Raw genomic sequence first — 15,871 nt, forward strand, 5'->3', positions numbered from 1 at the left:
GATCCATTCACCTCGCCATGTTGCGGTTTCGCATCAAATCGGTATGGCTTCCTCGCTCACCCGTCGTCGCGGTCAGCCAACGAATCGCCTCCAAATGGTCTCCTACGATCAATTGACCGACCGTATCGGTGCCATGCGTTGTCCAGCGCCGTTTGCGCCGCGGATTCAAGCGTCCGACCGGCACGAAATGGACCGGTCGCACGACAAGCCCCTTCTGCACGGCCATCGCGTGCGCCTTGGGGGGAACCGCAAGCGCCCCCGCTCCGACCGCTGCGAGCGCCCTGCGGCTGATCGCATGAGGAATCGTCGTCATTGAGGTCCCCTGCAGATCGGTCCGGCCGAGCGCCGCGTTCAACGCGTACTTCGCCAGCACGACCGGATGGACGCTTCGTGTCCGGATCGGTCCCAGATAGCGGTTCAAAGCCACATCCACCCCGCTGTGCACCGCATAAACGAACCGCCTCAGATCGTGCGCGGGAATGACCATATCGCCGTCAAGGAACAGCAGGATTTCCCCGTTCGCGAGACCTGCTCCGATGCTGCGTCCGACGTCATGACCGAGCGGCTCCGCGAAGCTGACGACCCTCGCGCCCATCGATTCGGCGATTTGCTTCGAGCCGTCCGTCGAGCCGTTGGCCACAACGATGATTTCCAGCTTCCCCGCACCGATCTTCCTCACTTCCCGGAGCACGGAAGGCAGCTTTTTCCGCTCGTTGATGACCGGAATAATGACCGAGACGTTCGCCGTCCGTACCGCAGCCGCTCCCAAGGCGCTGCCTTTCCGATTAAGAGACTTGCGAATATGCCGCATAGGTCTCCCTCCTCTCCATGAAACGATTCCGCAATTCCCTCGCCAAAGCAAGCCGCCGCTTCTCCGTTACGGGGCCGTTTCCATCCAGTCACGCAGTTCTTCAAGCATGCGGTCGTGGCCGGGAACAGCGAAATCAAGCTCGGGGCGGGTCGAGCGCAGCGTACGGTCCAGCGCGACGGTATCGTCGGGCCGGATGCGGACATCGCGCTTATCGAAGACCCGCCTCATTCGCTCCAGCAGCTCGTATTTGCTGACGCTCTCTGCCGCGGTCAAATGAACGATGCCGCTTAACCGGCCTCCCCGCTCTGCCGCATAATGGATAAATCTCGCCAGCTCCAGCGTCGTCACCCCGTTCCACGGCACGCGGACGAATCCCCGGATCTCCCCCCGCTGCCTAAGGAACCAAGGAAGCAGCCCGCCGCCTTCCTCCCGCAGCTCCGGTCCGATCAACGACGCGCGGATCGTCAGATGGGGGGCGCGCACCACTTCGCCAAGCGCCTTCGTTCTGGCGTACGCCGTCGTCCCGTCGGGCACGTGTCGTTCTTCGTAGCGGCCGCGATCTCCCAGAAACACGCTGTCCGTGCTGATCTGGATGAGCCGGACGCGCAGCCGGTCGGCCAGCTCCGCCAGCTGGTGTGGCAGCAGGCCGTTAATCCGGACGGCCTCAATCTCCCTTAGCCGGGCCGCATCGTACATGATCCCGAGGGCGTTGACGATCAGATCGGGGCGCACGGCCTCCACCAGCTTATCGACCATCACGCTATCCGACGCGTCCAAGCAAAGCCCCGCCCCCGGGAGCGGCCAAGATCGCCCGCCCTCTCTTTTTCCATGCTCCGTCGTATAAAACACCTCATACGAAGTATAAGCCGCCAAATACCGCAGCAGCATATGTCCCGCCATCCCATCGCCGCCAATCACGAGCACTTTCATCGGCTCGCGAGCTCCGTAGGGCCACCTTTCCTCATCGTGGTGCCTCACCACCTTTTGCCGCCTCCCTGATTGCAATCCTCTCAGGTCTTTATAATATATTAGGGAAATAACCAGTCCGGCACGACATTTACCCATTCTGCCGCCTAAAGAACCGGCTCCATGCCTGTCTCTGTCCTTGGAAGCTTGTCCGGTTTCGCGGGAGCGGAATGCCGGGACATTCCTCTTTGAGAAATTCTCGGCAAGTTGGCCCTGCGGTTTTCCGCTCAGCCTTGCGGCACTCCGCCGTCTTGGAGCCCTTTGGCAAAGCCCGCTGCAAAGCCTTCGTTGTACGCTTTGTTGAATGCGTCGTTATAAATCTGCTTGTAGCCGCGCCGCCTTGGTCTTACAACCCGCCGGCGCCGCCGTCCCGTCCTCAGCGTACGGCGTCTGACCCGCCGCCGGTTGCGGAGCGGCCGAAGGCTGCGCTTCCTCTTTCGGACCCGGCGCAGCCTGGTTCTACCCGCCCGCTTGCGCGCAGTGCGTTTGGCCATCCTCCGTCCCTCCTTCCATCCGCTTACGTCTCTATACCATATGCGGATGTTGGCGGAAACGGACGAATCAAAAGCGCCTATTTCACGGCAGACGTCAAGTACCGCATCAGCCGGTGGCGCCTTCGAACAGAATGCGCATCATCTGCGCCATCCGGTGGGGATACGTGTGCTCCAGCATGGTGCGGCGCAGCGCATTAAGCGCGATAAACCGCCGCTCTTCTTCATGGTGCAGGTAATAGTCGATTTTGTGCATCAGCTCGCTTGGCGAAGCATAGGTGACGATCTCCTGTCCCGGCGTATAGAAACGGGTAATGTCGCTGCGGACATCGGTGAGCAGCAGCGTCCCGCAGCCTGCAATCTCGAATGTGCGCGGATTCGGCGATACGGCTCCGACCTGTTGGCTGTTGAAGTTATAGCTCGGATCGTCCGTTGCCCGGTGCAGATTGATGACGATTTTCGTCCCATTGTAATGCGCGGCCGTTTCCTCCGGCCCCATCCAATTGTTCAGGGCGATCTTCGGCCTGAGCATCTGAAACTGGCGCAGCCGCTCCCACCAGATGCCTGCGATGTACGTATTCCTCTTTGCCAAAAAAGGCGTCATCTGATTGAAAAAGGCAACCCGGTTCCAATACGCGGAGCCGATAAAGCTGATATCGTGCCGGAATTGGCTCGGAATCGGCTTCGGCCGGAAGATCGCCGGGTTCGAGCCAAAAGGCAGGTAGTGAACCTGCTTGCAGCCGAGCCGGCGGTAAAACTCCACGCAGGCAAGCTCCAGCGTAAATACGACGTCGTAATGCGTGACGAGAGACGCCGTCAGATCGGTATAATACGGATCGTCCGTCAGCCAGATGGCCGTGCGGATTCCTTTGGCCCGCAACTCGTCAATCCGTTCGCCAGGAATAACCAACCCTTCCAGCACGAGCACGATATCGGGCCGCATCTTGACGGCCGCGGTCTTCAAATCGTGGGTCGGCTGCAGGACGATCAGCTCTCGCACCAGCCCCTGCAGCGCAACGATCACTGCTTCGTCGAGCGGGGAATACGGGACGCCTTTGCCCGAGGTCACATACATGACCCGGACGTCCCACCGGCCGACCGGATCGTTTGGCAGCAGCCGCATGACGGCATCGCACCGGCCGTAATGATAGCCGCCGCTCATGCCGAACCGGAACCCATTCTCCCAGCCGCGGTGCCAAGCCGTGCGGCTGCGGGCCCGCGGCACCCGTTTTACCGCACGCTTTACCACTCGCTTTATGGTGAAACGCGCTGTTTTTCTGGACATGCTCCTGCCTCCTTTCTTGTGCTTGGCCGCTTGATGCTTCGCATTCAGTAGCCGAGCAAGCCTAGCAGCTGGCCGATCCGCGTGACGAACGAATGCTCCTGCATCGTCCGCCGCAAGCCGTTCAATGCGATCGTCTGCCGCTCGGCATCGTGCTTCAAATAATAATCCAGCTTATCGATCAGCTCTCCTGCCGACTGGTAGACCTCAAGCTCAACACCAGGCGTATAATAACGGGTCAGGTCGTCGCGAATGTCTGTAAGCTGCATCGTTCCGCATGCGGCCATTTCATAGGTGCGCGGGTTGATCGATTGTCCGGGAAGGCCTCGAAGGTTGCGGTTATCGGTTCCGTGATGTCGGCAGCCGCGGTGCAGATTGATGACGATCTTCGCTCCGTTGTAGTAGCGTACCGTTTCGTCGATCGGAATCCATCCGGCGCGGACGCTCGGCTTGATCAGCCGGTAAAGCCGCATCCGTTCCCACAATCCGCCGCCGATGATCACCTTTTTGCCCGATAAGTACCCGGCGATTCGATCGAACAGCTCGACGCGGTTCCAGAACGCCATGCCGATAAAGCAAATGTCGGCATGGTAACCGGAACTGACGGGAACGGGCCGGAATGTGTCGGTATCTACAGCCATCGGCACATACAGCACCTGAGAGCAGCCGAGCGACAAATAGAACGGCACGCAGCTCTGCTCATGCGTCGCCACGACATCATAATGCGGAGCAATCGCTGCGGTATCGTCCGTAAAATACGGATCGTCGGCGAACCAGATCGCCGTACGAATGCCGAGCTCGCGAATCCGGTCCACCTGCTGCAGATGATCGGCCGGAAACACGTGAAGCCCGTTCAGCACCAGCAGCAGATCGGGCCGGTGCTGCTCCGCCAGCGCGAGCATGGCTTCCGGCGTCCCGATGACGGCTTCCCGAACCGTCCGCTGCAAGGCGGCGGCAACGCCGTTATCGATCGCCGGAAAGCCTTGCGGGATAAAGAGCACTTTCAGGTCATGCCAAGTCGGCGCGACCGGCGGGGTTAGCTTCCGTACGGCCTCGCACCTTCCGTACCGATACCCTTGTTCGTAGCCGAGAAGCCCCCCCGCACGGCTCCCCTGCTGCCGCACGGCCGCTTTCCGGCGTGCGAGTTGTTGAGTGCGGCTCATTGCGGTCACCCTCCCTATCGATTACCGGAACCGGGTCGTCCAGTCGAAGCCGATCGCAGGATCGTCATAGGCAATGCGGTATTCGTCAGGCTGCCCCGGATCGTAAGCGAGATTGGTAAAATAAACGATCGTCGCCGGCTTGACGCCGAGTACCCGGTAGCCGTGAGCGACACCCCGCGGAATGAACAGCAGATACGGATGATCTTCCCCCATGTAATGCACGGACGTTTGCCCATGCGTCGGGGAGTCGGCCCTCATATCATGGAGCACCACCTGCGCGTGCCCGCTCGGAAAGAACCAAATATCGTCCTGACGTTTATGATAATGAAACGCCTTGATAACGCCCGGAAACGACATGGACAGCGACGCTTGACCGAACCGGCCGAACAAAGCGTCGTCCTCCCGCAAAATTTCCATAAAAAAGCCGCGGTCGTCGCTGTACCTAACCAGCGGCTTCGTTTGAACTCCTTCGATCGTCGTTTTCATCGGACTTCCCCCAATCGTTGCGCAAAAATGCCTCCAGCGCCGTTTTCCAATCCCTCATTCTCGGCAAGCCGGCGAGACGCAGCCCCCGGTCCGAGAAAGCCGAATGCGCCGGCCGGGGCGCAGGCAGCACGTAATCGTCCGAACGTGCGGGCCGGACCGCAATTTCGGTATGTCCGGTCAGCTCCAAGATCGTCTTGGCCAGCGTCCATCGGGAGCAATACCCCCGGTTCGCTACATGATAGATGCCATAACGGTCCGTTTCCAGCAGCCGGCCGATGCATTCGGCCAAATCGTACGTGTAGGTCGGCGAACCGAACTGATCGTCGACGACGGTCAGCTCCTGCTGCCGTTCCGCAAGCGCCAACACCTTCGTGACAAAGTTGTTTCCATCCTTACCGTACAGCCACGACGTCCGGACGATAAAATGCTGCGGGCATACCGCCTGCACGAACTGCTCACCGAGCAGCTTCGATTTGCCGTAGACGCCGAGCGGATTCGTACGGTCCTGTTCGTCGTACGGCTCCCCCTTGGTACCGTCGAACACGTAATCGGTACTGACATACACCATCTTCGCGCCAACCGTTTCCGCGGAGATGGCGACGTGGCTGGCACCGATCGTATTAATCCGGTACGTCTCTTCCAGCTCCGCCTCGGCTTGATCCACCTTCGTATAGGCCGCCGCATGCACAATGACCTCGGGCTTCGCCTCTACAATGAGCCGCCGTACCGCCTTTTCGTCGGCGATGTCCAGCTGCTGCCGGGTAAAGGCCGCGCAATCGTGCCGCCGCCCGAGCACCCGGACGAGATCCCGTCCCAGCTGCCCCCCGGCGCCGGTAATGAGCACCTTCATACGCCACCGCCTCTCTTGGCCACTTCGCGCCACCAAGCTTCATTGGCGGCGTACCAAGCGACCGTGCGCTTCAACCCTTCTTCAAGGGGAACCTGGGGCTTCCAACCAAGCCGGCTTGCGATCTTGGCCGGATCGATCGCATAGCGCCGGTCATGACCAAGACGGTCCGGCACGAACCGGATCAGCGACTCCGGCTTCCCGAGCTCGGCCAGAATCGTCCTGACGATGTCGAGATTCGTCCGTTCGCTGCGGCCCCCGATGTTGTACACTTCCCCGGGGATGCCCTGATGCACGACCCGGTCGATGGCCGCACAGTGGTCCTCGACATACAGCCAGTCGCGAACGTAAAGACCGTCCCCGTACACCGGAACGGGTTCGTCGCGCATCGCCCGCGTAATAATCGTTGGAATAAGCTTCTCCGGGTATTGGTACGGCCCGTAATTGTTGGAGCAGCGGGTAATGATGACGGGAAAGCCGTACGTCTCGAAATAAGCCCGGGCAAGCAGATCGGAACCCGCCTTGCTTGCGGCGTAGGGACTATTCGGCGCAAGCGGCGTCGTTTCGGTGAAAACCCCCTCTTCGCCGAGCGCTCCGTACACCTCGTCGGTGGAAATATGAACGAACCGCGACACCCCCGCGCGCCGGGCCTCTTCGAGCAGACACCCCGTTCCCAGCACATTGGTGCGCACGAACGCTTGCGGATCGGCAATGCTGCGGTCGACATGCGATTCGGCCGCAAAATGAACGACCGTATCGACGGCCTCCTCGTCCAGCACGCGTCTCACGGCGTTTGCGTCCGAGACATCCCCCTGCACAAACCGGTAATTCGGCAAACCGGCAGCATCGGCCATATTGGCCGGTTGTCCCGCATAGGTCAACAAGTCGTAATTGACGATGCGGTCCTTCGGGTGGCGCTGCAGCCAGTAGCGGACGAAATTGCTGCCGATGAAGCCCATCCCGCCTGTAACGAACAGCGTCCTCATGGCTGCTCACGTCCCATCAGGCGGGCGCCCGCTTCCATCAGGGAGCGATGCGTCCCCGCATCCGTCCACCAGCCGCTCAGCATGCTGTAGCCCAGCTCTCCGGCCGCAGCGTAAGCGTTATTGACATCCGTGATTTCCAGCTCGCCGCGCGTCGAAGGCTTCAGCGAACGAATAACGCCGAAGACGCTCGAATCATATAAATAAATCCCGGTAACGGCGTAATGGGAAGGCGAGTTCTCCGGCTTTTCCACGATCCGGACAATTCGCCCGTCCACCAGCTCCGCCACTCCATAGCGCTCCGGGTCCTGCACTTTTTTCAAAAACACGTGGGCTCCTCCCTTCTGCCGCTTAAACTCGTCCGCCGCCTGCTTTAACGAATCCTCGAACAGATTGTCGCCAAGCAGCACCATCAGCTTCTCTCCGGGGCGGACGAACGATTCGGCGATTCCGAGCGCATGCGCAATACCGCTCGCCTCGTCTTGAATTCCGTAGCTCACCTGTACCCCCCAAGGTTTTCCGCTGCCGATATACTCGGTATATAATCCGGCGGATTGTTTGCCGGTCACCAGCATCAATTGCGTAATGCCTGCTTCCGCCATTTTGCGGATGGCGTAATGGATCATCGGATACTTGCCTACAGGGAGCAAATGCTTGTTGATGATATTCGTCATCGGGCGCAGCCGGGTACCGGTGCCGCCTGCGAGTATTATGCCTTTCATCGCGCTTCTCCTTTCTCTCGTATGATGAGTGTGCATGGTTGTACGGATGAATGCCATGCTCATATGATATGCACCCTTAAGGCTGGTCTGGTGGACGAATACCATACCGGCGGAAAAATTGGCTCTTGTACCGAAAAATAGGAAAACGGCAAAAAACCTGCCTCCATGAATAGAGACAGGCCTGCTTTATAATCTTATTATTCGTCATGCCAATCCTTGCGGTACCCGTCCTTGAACTCGCCCTCGTATTCCGGCTTGCCGTCCGTGTCGAACAGCTTGCCCCGTCCGTGCGCTTTGCCTTCCGCAAGCTCTCCTTCGTACGTCGTGCCGTCGGCGTAGTACAGCTTGCCGGTACCGGTGCGCGCCATGTTGATGCCGGACAAAGGCTGCCCTTTGGCATCCGTGAAGCTGCCGCCCTCGCCGAATTCGGAGTAGTCGAAGGCCCCCGTGTAGACAATGCCGTCGGCATAGTAGAGCTTGCCTTGGCCTTGGAATTCGCTATCCTCGAATTCCCCTTCGTAGAGCAGGCGGCCTTCTTTCGTATAGACCTTCCCGCTGCCCGACCACGTGCCGTAATCGAATTCCCCTTCGTACTGCAGCTTGCCGTTCTCGTAGAACGATTTGCCCTGCCCTTTGGCATAGCCGTCCGCGTACGCGCCTTCGTGCCATAAATGACCGTCCAGGTCGAAGCTTTGACCGAAGCCGTTTCGTTTGCCGGCCCGGTATTCGCCCCGGTGGTTCAGCGTACCGTCCTTGTTGTACATTTCGCCCCGGCCCTGAAGGACGCCGCTTTGAAATTCGCCTTTATAGATCGTACCGTCAGCGAAGCGGTATACGCCCGTGCCCTGGTCCGCTCCGTTCGTAATCGTCTTCCCGGACGAATCGGCGAAGGTGCCGCGCTCTCCGTATTTTCCTTGATTGAATTCTCCGGTGTACGTATCTCCATTAAAGAACGTCAGCTTGCCTTGGCCATGATAGAGCCGACCGTGAAACCCGCCTTCGTAGACCGCTTTGTCCTTCCGGTACTCCGTGCCTTGACCGTTTCTCGTTCCGTCCTTGAATTCGCCGGAGTAGATGAGGTGACCCTGCCAATTGTACTCCTTGCCCTGGCCGCTGTATTCTCCGGCCTTGTAGCCGCCCTCGTAGTGAAGCTTGCCTTCCGTATTATATTCTTTACCGCTGCCGCTGCGCTCCCCGTCCGCATAGCGTCCTTCGAACTCCAGCTTGCCTTTCTCGCTGTATACCTTCATTTCGCCGTTCATCACGCCGCCGAGGAATGATCCTTCAACCCGTCCGTTCCCCAGAAAATGGTATACCCCTTGTCCGTTCGGCTCTCCGGCCGCCGTCTCCCCCTCGTACCAGTCGCCGTTGGCGTAGAACCGAAAGCCCTTGCCGTCCTTCGCCGGGTCGAGCGTCTTTCCTTGCGCATCGAGGAACGTCCCCTTGTCGAACTCCCCGTCTGCGAACGTTCCTTTATAAACTGCTCCGCTCGAAAAATACATCGTCCCTTCATGAAAACGATTGTCCTTAAACGTTCCTTCGAACAGCAGCTTGTCCGAGGCGAAATATTTGCCCTCGACCATCGACTGGTCGTTAACTTTTCCCTCGAACCGCTCGCCGTTTGTAAAATAGACGATGCCGTGGCCTTTTTTGACATTGCGCTCGAATTCGCCGGTGTACTTTTCCCCCGTCGCAAAATAGACGGTTCCTTTGCCATGCAGGTCGTTATCCTTGAAGCCGCCTTCATAGAGCAGACGGCCCTCCACGAACAGCTTGCCGTGGCCGTTCAGCTTGCCTTGAACAAACTCGCCCTCCAGCCGGCTTCCTTCCGAATCGTACTTCTTGCCCTGACCGTTCAGCAGATCGTCCCGGAACTCCCCTTCCAGCATTAAACGGCCGATCGGATCATATTGCTTACCCTGGCCGTGTTTGCGGCCGTCCTTCCATTCGCCTTCATATGCGATTTCGCCGCTGCTTGCGTATTGAGTTCCTTTTCCGTTATACTTGCCGTCCTTCAGTTCGCCGCTGTAGATCAGCCGCCCCTTCTCGTCGTAACGCTTGCCGGTACCGTTCGTGACGTTGTCGACTATATAAACGGCTTGCCTGTCCTGATTCCAGACGACAAGCTTGTCCGCAGCTTCCCCTACCAAACGCAGCGGCACCAGCGTCGTCCCGTTGTGAAGCTCCGGCGCGGCCGGCAGCTTGACGGGCTGCCCGTTCACGCGGGCTTCATCCTGCCCGATCGTCAGCACAAGCTCCAGCCCCGGCTTCGTCCCGGTTACCTGGCGCTGCTCCTCGTTCCACGCCACCTGTAACCCGAGCTTCCCGAACACGCCGCGAAACGGCACAAGCACGGAGCCGTTCCGGTTGAGCGGCGGCTCCTCGAAGGCGATCCGCTCGTCGTCGACAAATACGTTAATACTGCGCTCATAGCTTGGGAACAATGTCGGCTCAAACTCGACACGGACTCCGCGGTCCTGCAGCGCCCGTACCGTGTCCACAGAGGCCGCCTCCAGCGGGTTGCCGCTGAGCCGCACCTCGCTCAGCTTGCTCAAGTCCGCGAGCGCGCGGATGTCCGTGATCTTGTTGTCCCGCAGATCGAGGCTCCTCAGCTCCTTCAGAGCGGCAATCCCCGAGAGGTCGGCAAGCTGCGTATTCCGAAGCTTCAATTGCTGCACTCCCGCAAGCTTCGTAATCTCGCCCAGCTTGCCGAGCGGATTGCCGGATAAATCCAAATAGAGCAGTCCCGCCAGCGAGCCGATGCCGTCCACGGCTCCGATGCCCGCGCCGCTTGCCGCCAAGCTTTCCAGCCGCGTCAGCTTCCAAAGCGGCGTCGGGTCTTGCAGCGGATTGCCGCTCAGGAACAAGTGTCTCAGCTTCGGCAAATCAAGCGGACGCACATCGGCGATCCGGTTATCCGTCAGGTCCAAATAAGTCAGCTGCTTGAGCCCGCTGATCGGGTAGACGTCGCTGATCTGGTTGCTGCTCACATCGAGCCGCGTCATCCGGTCAGCGTACTGCAGCCCGACTAGCTGTTCGATCGGCCGCGTTTTCTTGCCGTCCGAAGCCATAAGGCGGGAGAGGCTGTGCAGGTCCTCCGGCGTCAGGTCGCCGTCCGGCTTCTTCAACTGGCTCCGGATCACCTTTTCCAGATTCGCGTCGGGCACCAGGGCGGCCGCCGCGCTCCATACGCGCTCCGTCGGCAGCGGCATGACGAGCGGCGCCGCCATGACCCATGCGGAGAGAAGCGTGATGGCATACATGCGATTTTTACGGAACATGTGAGCGAATTCCCCTATTCGTAAGTTATGTACAGACAATTAATCGATTGGTACTTTCGACATAATTCTACAGAACCAAGGAAATTCCTGCCGGTGCAAAACGTGATATAATTTCAACGAGTTCATACCGCTTGCGAAAAGAAAGGATATCCAATATGAAAATTTTATATATTGAAGACGATGCGGAAATCGGACAATGGGTCAGCGGCGATCTGACCGAAAGGGGGTACGAGGTTCTGTGGCTGACGTCCGGCGACCGGGCGGGCGAGCAGATGAAGGAAGCCGATCTCGTGCTGCTGGACGTGATGCTTCCGGGACTCGACGGCTTTACGATCGGGCAGCGGCTGAAGAAGGAGTACCCGGCTACGCCCATTCTGATGATATCGGCGCGGTCGTCGATTGAGGACAAGCTTCACGGGCTGCAATTTGCCGACGACTATGTGACGAAGCCCTTTCATCCCGACGAGCTGGCGGCGCGGATCGAAGTGCTGCTGCGTCGCTTCGACAAGCGGGTTTCCCCGCAGCTCCAGCTCGGCCATCTGTGCGTCCATCCGGATGAGAATCGACTAGTCGACAGCGAGACCGGCGAAGAAATTATTTTGACGGGCAAGCAGTTCCAAATCTTCATGTATTTTTTGCGTCATCCGAACCAAATTTTGACGAAGGATCAAATCTACGAAGCGGTATGGGGAGAGCCCTACCTGGAAGGCGACAAGACACTGATGGTGCATATCCGCTACCTTCGCGAGAAAATCGAACGCGATCCCGGAAACCCGCAAATCATCGAAACGATTCGCGGCATCGGCTACAGGGTGAGATTATGAGGCCGACACCCAAAACGAAGATCCGGAATTCGCTGTTGGCCCGGTACGTGTTTATTATTTTAATCGCGCTGTGCATATGGCCGCTCGTGTTTCCGGTCGGCAGCCTGATTTATTACATGCAGAGCCAATTGTTTTACCCCGAGGAGTTCAACATCTATGACAGCCGCAATCTGGAAAAAGCATGGCACCAAGAAGCCAAGGATCTGGACAAAGCGTCGGAAGATGCAGTGGACGCCAAGCTTCGGGTATTGAAGGAACAGTATCCGCGTGCGTCGATGTTCTGGGTGGACGCCTCCGGCCGGCTGCAGCTCAAACTTGGGGTAACCGTTGCGATTCCGGAGCAATGGACGATGACGGACAGCATGCAATTTATGAAAAGCAGCTATGGCGGGGACCCGTTCACCGTCGTTGCTTTTATCGGCCAAGACCCGAAGCAGGGCTTCATGGTCGTGCAAATTCCGCGGCATATGATGGAAAGCGAAGTGATCTATCCGTCCAACGAGCGGTTTCTTACCGTGTTTATGCTTTCCGTATTTTCGTTCTTCCTGTTCACTTCTTGGCTGTTCTTCGCCCGCATCCGCAAACGGCTTCTCCGCTTCCAAATCGCCATGACGGAGACCGACGAATCCGGCATTCCGCAGCCGATCGCCGTGAAGAGAGTCGACGAAATCGGGCAGCTTGGGCTCGCGTTCAACCATATGATCGATCAGTTGAACAGCGCACGCCGCCGGGAGCAGGAGGAGGAAGCGCTGCGCAAGCAGCTGATTGCCAACCTGTCGCACGATCTGAGGACGCCGCTTACGACGATCCGGGGCCACGCTTATTCCCTGCGCAAGGAAGCGTTAACGCCCAAGGGAAAGCAATCGCTCGACCTGATCGAATCGAAGGTAGACAATGTGGCGCAACTGATCGAGAACCTGATGTCCTATACCTTACTGTCGGCGGGCAAATACCCGCTGCAGACCGCCCGGACGGACGTGCTCAGGCTGTGCCGGACCTCCGTCGCCTCCTGGTACCCGGTATTCGAGAAAGAAGGCTTTGACGTCGATGTCCGGCTGCCGGAGGCGGCCTTGTATTGGAATGTCGACCCGCAATGGTTTACCCGCATTCTGGACAACCTGTTCCAGAACATCGTCCGCCATGCCCATTCGGGAAAACTCGTCTGCGTCCGTACCGAGGAGCGGCACGGCACCACTGCCGTCGTCATCGCGGACAAGGGGCCGGGCATCCATGCAGAGTCAGGCAATAAAGGAGCCGGCATCGGCTTGACCATCGTTGCTTTAATGATCAAGGAAATGAGCCTGAAACAGGATATCGTCAGCTCCCGCGACGGAACGGCCATCTATATGTATCCGAAAATTTAAACGAATTTTAAACGAAAGCTCCCTTTCGTTTTAACCTTCGGCGTCTATCATGGAGGCTGAGGTGATTAAAGTGGAATCCATCATAACTACACATAACTTATCCAAGCACTACCGCTCGCGCAAAGCGGTCGACAAGGTCAATCTGGATATCCGCAAAGGCGATATCTACGGCTTCCTCGGTCCGAACGGCGCGGGCAAAACGACAACCATCCGCATGCTCCTCGGACTCATCAGACCGACGGAAGGCACGATCCGCATCTTCGGGAAGGATCTGAGGCAAGAGCAGCGGGCCATTCTCCGCAAGGTCGGCTCGCTGGTCGAGTATCCTTCCTATTACGGCCATCTGACCGCTTATGAAAATCTGGAGACGATCCGCCGTATTCTGGACGTGCCGAAATCGCGAATCGACGAAGTGCTCGCCGTCGTCCGGCTGACCAAAGAAGCGAAGCGCCCGGTCAAGGGCTTCTCTCTCGGCATGAAGCAGCGGCTCGGCATTGCCTCCGCCCTGCTCGGCCGCCCGGAGCTGCTTATTCTGGACGAACCGACCAACGGCCTCGATCCGACCGGGATCTTGGAAATCCGCGAGCTGATCAAAGCGATGCCGAAGGAGCATGGCATTACCGTGCTCGTATCCAGCCACCTGCTTAGCGAAATTGAGCTGATGGCCACCCGCGTCGGCATCATTCAGCAAGGCGCGATGATGTTCGAGGATACGATCGACAGGCTGCGCGAGCGGGCCCAGAGCAGCATCCGCATCGCGCTGTCGAACCCCGAAGGCGCCCAGCGTACCGTCGCGCTGACCGGGTGCCATGCCGAGCTCCGCGAATCTTCTCTGCTGGTTGAGCATATTTCCGACGATACGCTTGCGGAAATCGTCGCGCTGCTCGTTCAGTCGGGACACTCGATTTACCGCGTGGAGGAAATGAAGAAATCGCTGGAAGATATTTTCCTTGAGATGGTCGGGGAGGGAACCAGCCTATGATGTTCCGGGTGCTGGCTGCCGACTTTCTGAAAATTCGCCGGAAAGCGATCTGGTTTCTGATCTTCCTCGGGCCGATCGGCGTCATTGCGCTGCAGGCGGCCAATTACGGACTGCGTTACGATTATTTGATGGAAAAATACGCTGCCAACCTCTGGGGCGCTTTCCTTGGCAACATTCAGTTTCTCCTTCCGGTGACGATTCTGCTCGGTATCGCCATCATTGCGTCGATGGTCGCAAACATCGAGCACCAGATGAATTCGTGGAAGCAGCTGCTGGCGCTGCCGATCACGAGAACTGCCGTATTCAGCGCCAAATTTACGTTATGCGTGCTGATGCTGCTCGTCTCGTGCATCCTGCTGGGCATCGGCATCGTTGGGCTCGGGCTCGGACTGAAGCTCGGCACGGACGTGCCGCTGATTAGCGTTATCAAGCTGAGCTTCTATCCGTTTATTGCCTCTTTTCCGGCTTTGGCGCTGCAGCTGTGGCTGTCCGTGACGATGCGCAATCAAGCCCTTCCTTTGACGGTCGGAATTCTCGGAGGAGTCGTGTCGACCTATGCCAGCGATATGCCCGACTGGTTTTTATGGAAGCTTCCTTTGCTGACAAACAAAGCGGGCATACCCGAGTATTCGGTCGTTGCCGGTCTTGCGGTCGGAATCGTCATCTTCATCCTCGGACGAATTCATTTTACAAGACGGGATGTGAATTGAATGAGAACGTTTTTGAATGTGCTGTGCTCGGAGTGGCTCAAAATGCGCAAGGCCAACATTTGGCTGCTCGTCTTCGTCAGTCCGGCTCTTGCAGCGGTCAGCGGCTTCCTGTCGCCCATGGTCGCAGGTCTGCCCGAGTGGGAGTTGCTGTTTATAACGGCCGCCGCCATGCATGCTTTTCTGTTCCTGCCGCTGTTGACCGGGGTATTCGCCGCCTTCGTCTGCCGCTACGAGCATGCGGGCGGAGGCTGGAAGCAGGTACTGGCCCTGCCGGTTTCCCGCACGCAGCTTTACTTGGCCAAATTTACGATCGTCATCGCGCTGCTCGCCGTCACCCAACTGCTGCTGCTGGCCGTCGTCCTGACCATCGGTACGATTAAAGGCTTTACTTCGGCCGTGCCATGGGACGTTTTACTGCGGAGCGTGCTGGGTGGCTGGGTGGCAACTTTACCCTTGGCCTCCCTTCAAATGTTCGTATCGGTCGCTTGGTCCAGCTTTGCCGCGCCGCTTGCGATCAATGTCATCTTCACGATTCCGAATATGCTTATCGTCAATTCGAGCGACTACGGACCGTATTACCCTTGGGCGCAGCCCGTCCTGTCCATGCTTCCGAAGGGACAAGCGGATTTCGGCGCGTTTAACGTCCCGCTGGAGACGCTGCTGTTCGTAATTCTCGGGAGCTTCCTCGTCTTCTTCGCCAGCGGGCTTACTTATTTCCGCAGGAAAGAAATTTAATCGGAAGTGCAATAATAAAGAGACCGAACTCTCATTGGAGGATTCGGTCTCTTCGCTGTTTGTATGGTAGGTATTTTTTAGTTTTAATAGAAAAATCGCAATCGATAAGAAACAACAGCCTGTGATACATGTTACAATAGGATGGCTGCTGAACATTCTTTTGCCCCTACTTACCGCAATGAAATTCAATGTCGCACGGGAGGAAGTAGAGAGAAGTCGTTTGA

General features: G+C 58.1%; 15 protein-coding genes. 5 read left to right on the forward strand and 10 right to left on the reverse strand.

Annotated elements, in window-relative coordinates; translation table 11 throughout:
- Positions 1 to 7: 7 nt before the first annotated feature.
- The 10 genes from NI000_RS06465 to NI000_RS06510 form a co-directional block, all read right to left on the reverse strand.
- Positions 8 to 811, reverse strand: a complete 804-nt coding sequence (locus NI000_RS06465) for a glycosyltransferase family 2 protein (RefSeq protein ID WP_253408824.1) — start codon at positions 809 to 811, stop codon at positions 8 to 10.
- A 66-nt stretch (positions 812 to 877) separates the two neighbouring features.
- A complete protein-coding gene (locus NI000_RS06470; RefSeq protein WP_253408826.1) occupies positions 878 to 1,792 on the reverse strand; it encodes a dTDP-4-dehydrorhamnose reductase family protein in 915 nt (304 codons plus the stop codon).
- 212 nt (positions 1,793 to 2,004) lie between these two features.
- Positions 2,005 to 2,271, reverse strand: coding sequence for a hypothetical protein (locus tag NI000_RS06475; protein WP_253408828.1), 267 nt, complete (start codon positions 2,269 to 2,271; stop codon positions 2,005 to 2,007).
- Positions 2,272 to 2,377: 106 nt separating this feature from the next.
- Positions 2,378 to 3,553 (reverse strand): CgeB family protein, encoded by a 1,176-nt coding sequence (locus NI000_RS06480; RefSeq protein ID WP_253408829.1) that lies wholly within the window; start codon positions 3,551 to 3,553, stop codon positions 2,378 to 2,380.
- Positions 3,554 to 3,597: 44 nt separating this feature from the next.
- Complete coding sequence (locus NI000_RS06485; RefSeq protein WP_253408831.1) at positions 3,598 to 4,713, reverse strand: CgeB family protein; 1,116 nt, start codon at positions 4,711 to 4,713, stop codon at positions 3,598 to 3,600.
- A gap of 21 nt (positions 4,714 to 4,734) precedes the next feature.
- On the reverse strand, positions 4,735 to 5,199 hold the full coding sequence (locus tag NI000_RS06490) for a dTDP-4-dehydrorhamnose 3,5-epimerase family protein (RefSeq protein WP_253408833.1): 465 nt from the start codon (positions 5,197 to 5,199) through the stop codon (positions 4,735 to 4,737).
- Positions 5,156 to 6,049, reverse strand: coding sequence for a dTDP-4-dehydrorhamnose reductase (gene rfbD / locus NI000_RS06495; protein ID WP_253408835.1), 894 nt, complete (start codon positions 6,047 to 6,049; stop codon positions 5,156 to 5,158). The genes NI000_RS06490 and rfbD overlap by 44 nt, the downstream gene beginning before the upstream one ends.
- On the reverse strand, positions 6,046 to 7,032 hold the full coding sequence (gene rfbB, locus NI000_RS06500) for a dTDP-glucose 4,6-dehydratase (protein ID WP_253408837.1): 987 nt from the start codon (positions 7,030 to 7,032) through the stop codon (positions 6,046 to 6,048). The genes rfbD and rfbB overlap by 4 nt, the downstream gene beginning before the upstream one ends.
- Positions 7,029 to 7,751: a sugar phosphate nucleotidyltransferase gene (locus NI000_RS06505; protein ID WP_253408839.1), complete on the reverse strand. Its 723-nt coding sequence runs from the start codon at positions 7,749 to 7,751 to the stop codon at positions 7,029 to 7,031. The genes rfbB and NI000_RS06505 overlap by 4 nt, the downstream gene beginning before the upstream one ends.
- A gap of 197 nt (positions 7,752 to 7,948) precedes the next feature.
- On the reverse strand, positions 7,949 to 11,032 hold the full coding sequence (locus tag NI000_RS06510) for a leucine-rich repeat domain-containing protein (protein ID WP_253408841.1): 3,084 nt from the start codon (positions 11,030 to 11,032) through the stop codon (positions 7,949 to 7,951).
- 155 nt (positions 11,033 to 11,187) lie between these two features.
- On the opposite strand from NI000_RS06510, the gene NI000_RS06515 reads away from it, so the two are divergent.
- From NI000_RS06515 to NI000_RS06535, 5 genes are all read left to right on the forward strand, one after another.
- Positions 11,188 to 11,856, forward strand: a complete 669-nt coding sequence (locus NI000_RS06515; protein WP_253408843.1) for a response regulator transcription factor — start codon at positions 11,188 to 11,190, stop codon at positions 11,854 to 11,856.
- On the forward strand, positions 11,853 to 13,220 hold the full coding sequence (locus NI000_RS06520; protein WP_253408845.1) for a sensor histidine kinase: 1,368 nt from the start codon (positions 11,853 to 11,855) through the stop codon (positions 13,218 to 13,220). Before NI000_RS06515 ends, NI000_RS06520 begins: the two co-directional genes overlap by 4 nt.
- Positions 13,221 to 13,281: 61 nt before the next feature.
- Complete coding sequence (locus NI000_RS06525; RefSeq protein ID WP_375540946.1) at positions 13,282 to 14,202, forward strand: ABC transporter ATP-binding protein; 921 nt, start codon at positions 13,282 to 13,284, stop codon at positions 14,200 to 14,202.
- Positions 14,199 to 14,912 carry an ABC transporter permease gene (locus NI000_RS06530; RefSeq protein ID WP_253408847.1) on the forward strand — a complete coding sequence of 238 codons (714 nt, stop codon included), beginning with the start codon at positions 14,199 to 14,201 and terminating at the stop codon, positions 14,910 to 14,912. The genes NI000_RS06525 and NI000_RS06530 overlap by 4 nt, the downstream gene beginning before the upstream one ends.
- Entirely contained in the window at positions 14,913 to 15,647 is a 735-nt protein-coding gene (locus tag NI000_RS06535; protein WP_253408849.1) for an ABC transporter permease, read from the forward strand.
- The last annotated feature ends 224 nt before the right edge of the window (positions 15,648 to 15,871 follow it).

Origin of the sequence: Paenibacillus tyrphae, from assembly GCF_024158745.1 — a bacterium.
Classification (GTDB): Bacteria; Bacillota; Bacilli; order Paenibacillales; family NBRC-103111; genus Paenibacillus_G; species Paenibacillus_G tyrfis_A.